The organism is Kitasatospora nipponensis (assembly GCF_039528135.1).
GTDB classification, from domain to species: domain Bacteria; phylum Actinomycetota; class Actinomycetes; order Streptomycetales; family Streptomycetaceae; genus Kitasatospora; species Kitasatospora nipponensis.
In genome coordinates, this window is sequence record NZ_BAAALF010000325.1 from 1 (window position 1) to 5,114 (window position 5,114).

The following is a 5,114-nucleotide window of genomic DNA, read 5'->3' on the forward strand; positions in this document are numbered from 1 at the left end:
GGCCGACGCCCGGCCGCCGGGTGGCGTCGGGCGCGGCGGGGGGCTGTCGGGGCCGCGCCGGGGTCCGGGCAGCTGGGCCCGGGCCCGGCCGCGGGGGCGGGCCCACTCCTGGACGTCACCCGAGGGCGTGCCCGCCCGTTGGCCTGCCATCGCTCTCCTGGGGGTCGGGCCGGTCGGAGCGGCGGTCGCCGATCCGTTCGATACTTGCGCCGTTCGGCAACTGTATGGACTGCCCCGAGGGTCGCACGGTTGCGGCCCGTCGGGAATGTCACACTTGCGTAAGAGAACAAGTTTTGACGCGGTCTTGACGCTTTCATGGTCGCCTCGGGCAAACTGCCCGTCGGGCCAACGAGTTGGCGAACGAACAGGTCACCGGCGAGGCGGCCGGGCGAGTACTCCTGCCGGTAGGTACGACAAGCGGACCGGTAGCGTCTGGGGTATGAGAATCGTTCTTCGCCGCTTCCGGGTGGCCGGCCCGGCCGCGTTCCTGGCGGCGCTGCTCGGCCTGCTCCTGCTGCTGGCCCCCGCCCCCGCCTCCGCCGCGAGCGGGCTGGACGCCGCCACGGCAGCCCTCAAGCAGGGCAGGGTCTACGTCGATCCGGCCATGACCGGCCAGTTCTCGCAGGCCCAGGCCGACGCGCTGACCTCGAAGATCAAGGGGATGGACAAGCCCGTCCTGGTCGCCGTGCTGCCCGCGAGCAGCGCGGTCCCGATGGACTCGGCGATCCGCGACCTGCGCACCAAGGTCGGCATCGTCGGGGTCTACGCCCTCTGGCAGGGCAACCAGTTCGCCGTGCGGGCCGACAGCGCCGCGATGAGCGCGAACACGGTGCGCAACTACGGTCAGGCCGCCTTCGACTCGCACCGCGGGGACATCAACGGCACGCTGACCGACTTCGTCAGCAACGCCGGGCCCAAGGTGAAGGGCCATGCGGCGGGCTCGTCGGGCTTCAGTGCCGCCGCGATCGTGATCCCGCTGGTGATCCTGGCGCTGCTCGGCGTCGGGGTCTTCCTGCTGGTGCGCCGGGCCCGCCGGCGCCGGGCCGAGCGGCAGGCCGCCGAGCTGGCCCAGCTGCGCACCGTGGTCGACGAGGACATCACCGCCTTCGGCGAGGAGCTCGACCGCCTCGACTTCTCCCCGGGCGCCCCCGGCGCGGACGACGCGCAGCGCGCCGACTACACGCACGCGCTGGACTCCTACGAGACGGCCAAGCGCACCATGGACGCCGCTCGGCGCCCCGAGGACGTCAAGGCGGTCACCGAGGCGCTGGAGGCCGGCCGCTTCTCGCTGGCCACCCTGGCGGCCCGCCGCGAGGGCCGGCCGCTGCCGGACCGCCGCCCGCCGTGCTTCTTCGACCCGCGGCACGGCCCCTCGGTGCAGGACAGCGACTGGGCGCCGGCCGGCGGCGCGCCCCGCTCGGTGCCCGTCTGCGCGGCCGACGCGCAGCGGCTGGCCACCGGCCTGGACCCGGCGATCCGCACGGTGGACACCGACCAGGGCCCGCAGCCCTACTGGAACGCCGGCCCGGCCTACGGCCCCTGGGCGGGCGGCTACTTCGGCGGCCACGGCTCCGGGCTGCTGCCGGGCCTGCTGGTCGGCACGATGCTCGGCTCGGTCTTCTCCGGCGGCGACGCCTGGGCCTCCTCCGGCTCCGGTCACCACGGTGGCTACGACGGCGGCCAGAGCTACGAGGGCGGCGACTTCACCGGCGGGGACTTCGACGCACGCGACTTCGGCGGCGGAGACTTCGGCGGTGGTGGCGACTTCGGTGGCGGCGGGGACTTCGGCGGCGGCGACTTCTGACCGCGCGCCGCTGACCGCGGGTGGCGCCGCACGGGCTCGGGTCCGCTCCCCCCGGGGGGCGGGCCCGAGCCCGTGCCGGTCGCGGCCGGGCCGGCCGGGGCGCGGATGGGTTTGAGAACGGAACCCGCTGTGGCAGGCTGGCGCTGTGACCGCGAACCCCGCCACCCCCGCGCCGGGCCGGCCCTGCTCGATCGCCGCCGCCCTCCAGGTGGTGGGCGAGAAGTGGGCGCTGCTGGCCGTGCGCGAGCTCTTCTACGGCAACCACCGCTTCGACCACCTCGTGCGCAACACCGGCGCCCCGCGTGACCGCCTCACCGCGCGGCTGCGGGCCCTGGAGGAGGCCGGCGTGATCGAGCGCCGGCTGTACCAGGAGCGCCCGGCGCGCTACGAGTACCACCTCACCGCGGCCGGCCGCGAGCTCGCCCCGGTCGTCCAGTCGCTGCTGCTGTGGGGCGACCGCTGGGCGGTGGACGAGCCGCCCGTGACGCTGCGCCACCAGGTGGCCGGCGACCACGACCACCCGCTGGACCCGGCCTGGACCTGTCGCGGCTGCGGCCGGGAGGCGACCGGGGCCGCCGTCACGATGGAGATCCACACGCCCGGCTGGCAGCGCGAGGGGCCGGTCGACTGAGGTCCGCGGGACCGCCGGATAGGCTCGGGGGATGCACGAAGACGTCCGGGTCACCGCCTGGGTGCGCGGCACCGTCCAGCAGGTGGGCTTCCGCTGGTGGACCAGGGCCCGCGCACTGGAGATCGGTCTGACCGGTTACACGAGCAACCTCGGCGACGGCCGGGTCCAGGTGGTCGCCGAGGGCCCGCACGCCGACTGCGAGCAGCTGCTCGCGCGCCTGCGCGGGCCCGGCACTCCCGGCAGGGTGGCCGGGGTGACCGAGATCTGGAGCGCCACCGGCGAGGGCTACGAGGGCTTCGCGATCCGCTGATCCACAGCACCGCTGGTGCGCGAGTCAACCCGAGTTGTCAGGCGGTTGCCAATCGGGCGAACTCGTGGTTGACTCCGCATCGAGCAGTGATCCACCGCGGCTGGGTGGAGCACCGCCGCTGCCCATGGTGTGAGGCCACCGCCATGCAGGTGACAGCGGCGTTGTAGCACGCGGTGATCGTGTTGACCCGTACGGTCTTTGGTGAGACGCTGGAAGCCCGCGCACACGACGGCGATTTTCGGGCAGGGCCATGCCCTGTGGCCGCACATCCACAGTGCCTGACCTGTAGTGCCGAGCCAGCACTGCCCCTTTTCGCGCAGCGCGTGCGTCACCCCTTCCCTCGACCTGTACCGTACCGGTTCGGTCACTCAGCGTGGAGGACCATTTATCATGGCAAAGGCGCTTCTCGGGTACGTCGGCGGCCCCGACCCGCGAATGCTTTCCGAGATGCGGCGGCTGCAGCTGCGCGTTCAGGACCTGGAAGCCGAACTCGTTCGGATGCAGGCCGAGAACGACGCGCTCGTGGCTGTCGCTGACGAGCACTCCCTGCTCGACAGCATCGGTCTGGGACAGCGGGAGCCCGCGCTCACCTGACGCAGACCGACATCGACCGGCCTTCCGCACGACCGGCCGATGTCACCGCGCGCGGACGCTTTCCCGGTCCGCTCGGGGACGCATGTCGCTCCCTCGCGGGACGCGATCACCAGGGACGCCGTCATCGGCGTCCCTTCGTCGTTCGTTCCCCCTCAAGCCGCTGTTTGCCCTGAGGCTGCCCATCGCCCGCCCGGGTGAAACCCGCCGGCCCGCCGGCTTCCCCGCCCGCCACCGCCGCACCCCGCCGCCGTCACGACCGGATCCGGTCGGTGCGGCCGGATACAGTCGGGCGCGGGGGGGCCGGGGCGGGGCGAACCACCAGGGACGAGGGAGAACGGCGCGTGCACCTGAAGAGCCTGACCCTGCGCGGCTTCAAGTCCTTCGCCTCCGCCACCACGCTGCGCTTCGAGCCGGGCATCACCTGCGTGGTGGGCCCCAACGGCTCCGGCAAGTCCAACGTGGTGGACGCGCTCTCCTGGGTGATGGGGGAGCAGGGCGTCAAGTCGCTGCGCGGCGGCAAGATGGAGGACGTCATCTTCGCCGGCACCAGCGGGCGCGCCCCGCTGGGCCGCGCCGAGGTGAGCCTGACCATCGACAACACCGACGGCGCCCTGCCGATCGACTACGCCGAGGTGACCATCACCCGGACCATGTTCCGCAACGGCGGCAGCGAGTACGCGCTGAACGGCGACGCCTGCCGGCTGCTGGACATCCAGGAACTGCTCTCCGACTCCGGCATCGGCCGCGAGATGCACGTGATCGTCGGTCAGGGCCGGCTGGACTCGGTGCTGCAGGCCGATCCGATGGGCCGGCGCGCCTTCATCGAGGAGGCGGCCGGGGTGCTCAAGCACCGCAAGCGCAAGGAGAAGGCGCTGCGGAAGCTGGACGCGATGGCGGCCAACCTCAACCGGGTCCAGGACCTGGTCGCCGAACTGCGCCGCCAGCTGGGCCCGCTGGGCCGGCAGGCCAAGATCGCCCGGCGGGCCGCCGGCATCCAGGCCGACCTGCGCGACGCCCGGCTGCGGCTGCTCGCCGACGACCTGCTGAGCCTGCGTCAGGCGGTGCGCGCCGAGGTGGCCGACGAGCTCGCGCTGCGGCTTCGGCGGTCCACCGTCGAGCAGGAGCTCGCCCGGGCGTTGCAGCGCGAGGCGGTCCTGGAGGCGCAGGTCGAGCAGCTCGGGCCGCGCCTGGAGGGCGCCCGGCAGGCCTGGTACCAGCTCTCCGCGCTCGCCGAGCGCACCCGCGGCACGGTCGGCCTGGCCGAGGCGCGGGTGCGCCACGCGGCCGGCGCGACCGCGGGCGAGGAGCGCCGCGGCCGCGACCCCGAGGAGCTGGAGCGGGAGGCCGAGCGGATCCGCGAGGAGGAGGCGGCGCTGGCCGAGGCGCTGGAGGAGGCCCGGTACGCGCTGGCCGAGTCGGTGGAGGAGCGCGCGGAGCTGGAGCGCGCGCTCGCCGCCGAGGAGCAGCGGCTGAAGGCCGCCGCCCGGGCGATCGCCGACCGCCGCGAGGGACTGGCCCGGCTGCAGGGACAGGCCGCCGCCGCGGCCACCGCGGCCGCCGGGGCGCAGGCCGAGATCGGTCGCCTGGCCCTGGCCCGGGACGAGGCGCGGCTGCGCGCCGAGGCGGCGCAGGAGGAGTTCGAGCTGCTCCAGGAGCAGGTGGACGGGCTGGCGAGCGGCGACGAGCAGGCCGAGGCGGCGCACGAGCGGGCCCGCGAGGCGCCGGCCGCGGCCGAGCCCGCGCTGGCCGCGCTGCGCGAGGCGGTGGCCGCCACG

Annotated in this window: 5 protein-coding genes; all 5 read left to right on the forward strand. The window is 74.4% G+C overall.

Annotation, left to right across the window (positions count from 1 at the left end):
* The first annotated feature begins 439 nt into the window (after positions 1-439).
* Entirely contained in the window at positions 440-1,804 is a 1,365-nt protein-coding gene (locus ABD323_RS39385) for a hypothetical protein (RefSeq protein WP_344446919.1), read from the forward strand.
* A 145-nt stretch (positions 1,805-1,949) separates the two neighbouring features.
* Positions 1,950-2,435, forward strand: a complete 486-nt coding sequence (locus ABD323_RS39390) for a winged helix-turn-helix transcriptional regulator (protein ID WP_344446920.1) — start codon at positions 1,950-1,952, stop codon at positions 2,433-2,435.
* Between the two features lie 31 nt (positions 2,436-2,466).
* Complete coding sequence (locus tag ABD323_RS39395) at positions 2,467-2,745, forward strand: acylphosphatase (protein WP_344446921.1); 279 nt, start codon at positions 2,467-2,469, stop codon at positions 2,743-2,745.
* A gap of 390 nt (positions 2,746-3,135) precedes the next feature.
* A complete protein-coding gene (locus ABD323_RS39400; RefSeq protein ID WP_266293503.1) occupies positions 3,136-3,339 on the forward strand; it encodes a hypothetical protein in 204 nt (67 codons plus the stop codon).
* Between the two features lie 341 nt (positions 3,340-3,680).
* A partial coding sequence (locus ABD323_RS39405) for a chromosome segregation SMC family protein (protein ID WP_344446922.1) occupies positions 3,681-5,114 on the forward strand: 1,434 nt, incomplete at its 3' end.

Coding starts and splice junctions, on each gene's coding strand:
- ABD323_RS39395 (WP_344446921.1), top strand. CDS start 2,467: ATGCACGAAGACGTCCGGGTCACCGCCTGGGTGCGCGGCACCGTCCAG.
- ABD323_RS39400 (WP_266293503.1), top strand. CDS start 3,136: ATGGCAAAGGCGCTTCTCGGGTACGTCGGCGGCCCCGACCCGCGAATG.
- ABD323_RS39385 (WP_344446919.1), top strand. CDS start 440: ATGAGAATCGTTCTTCGCCGCTTCCGGGTGGCCGGCCCGGCCGCGTTC.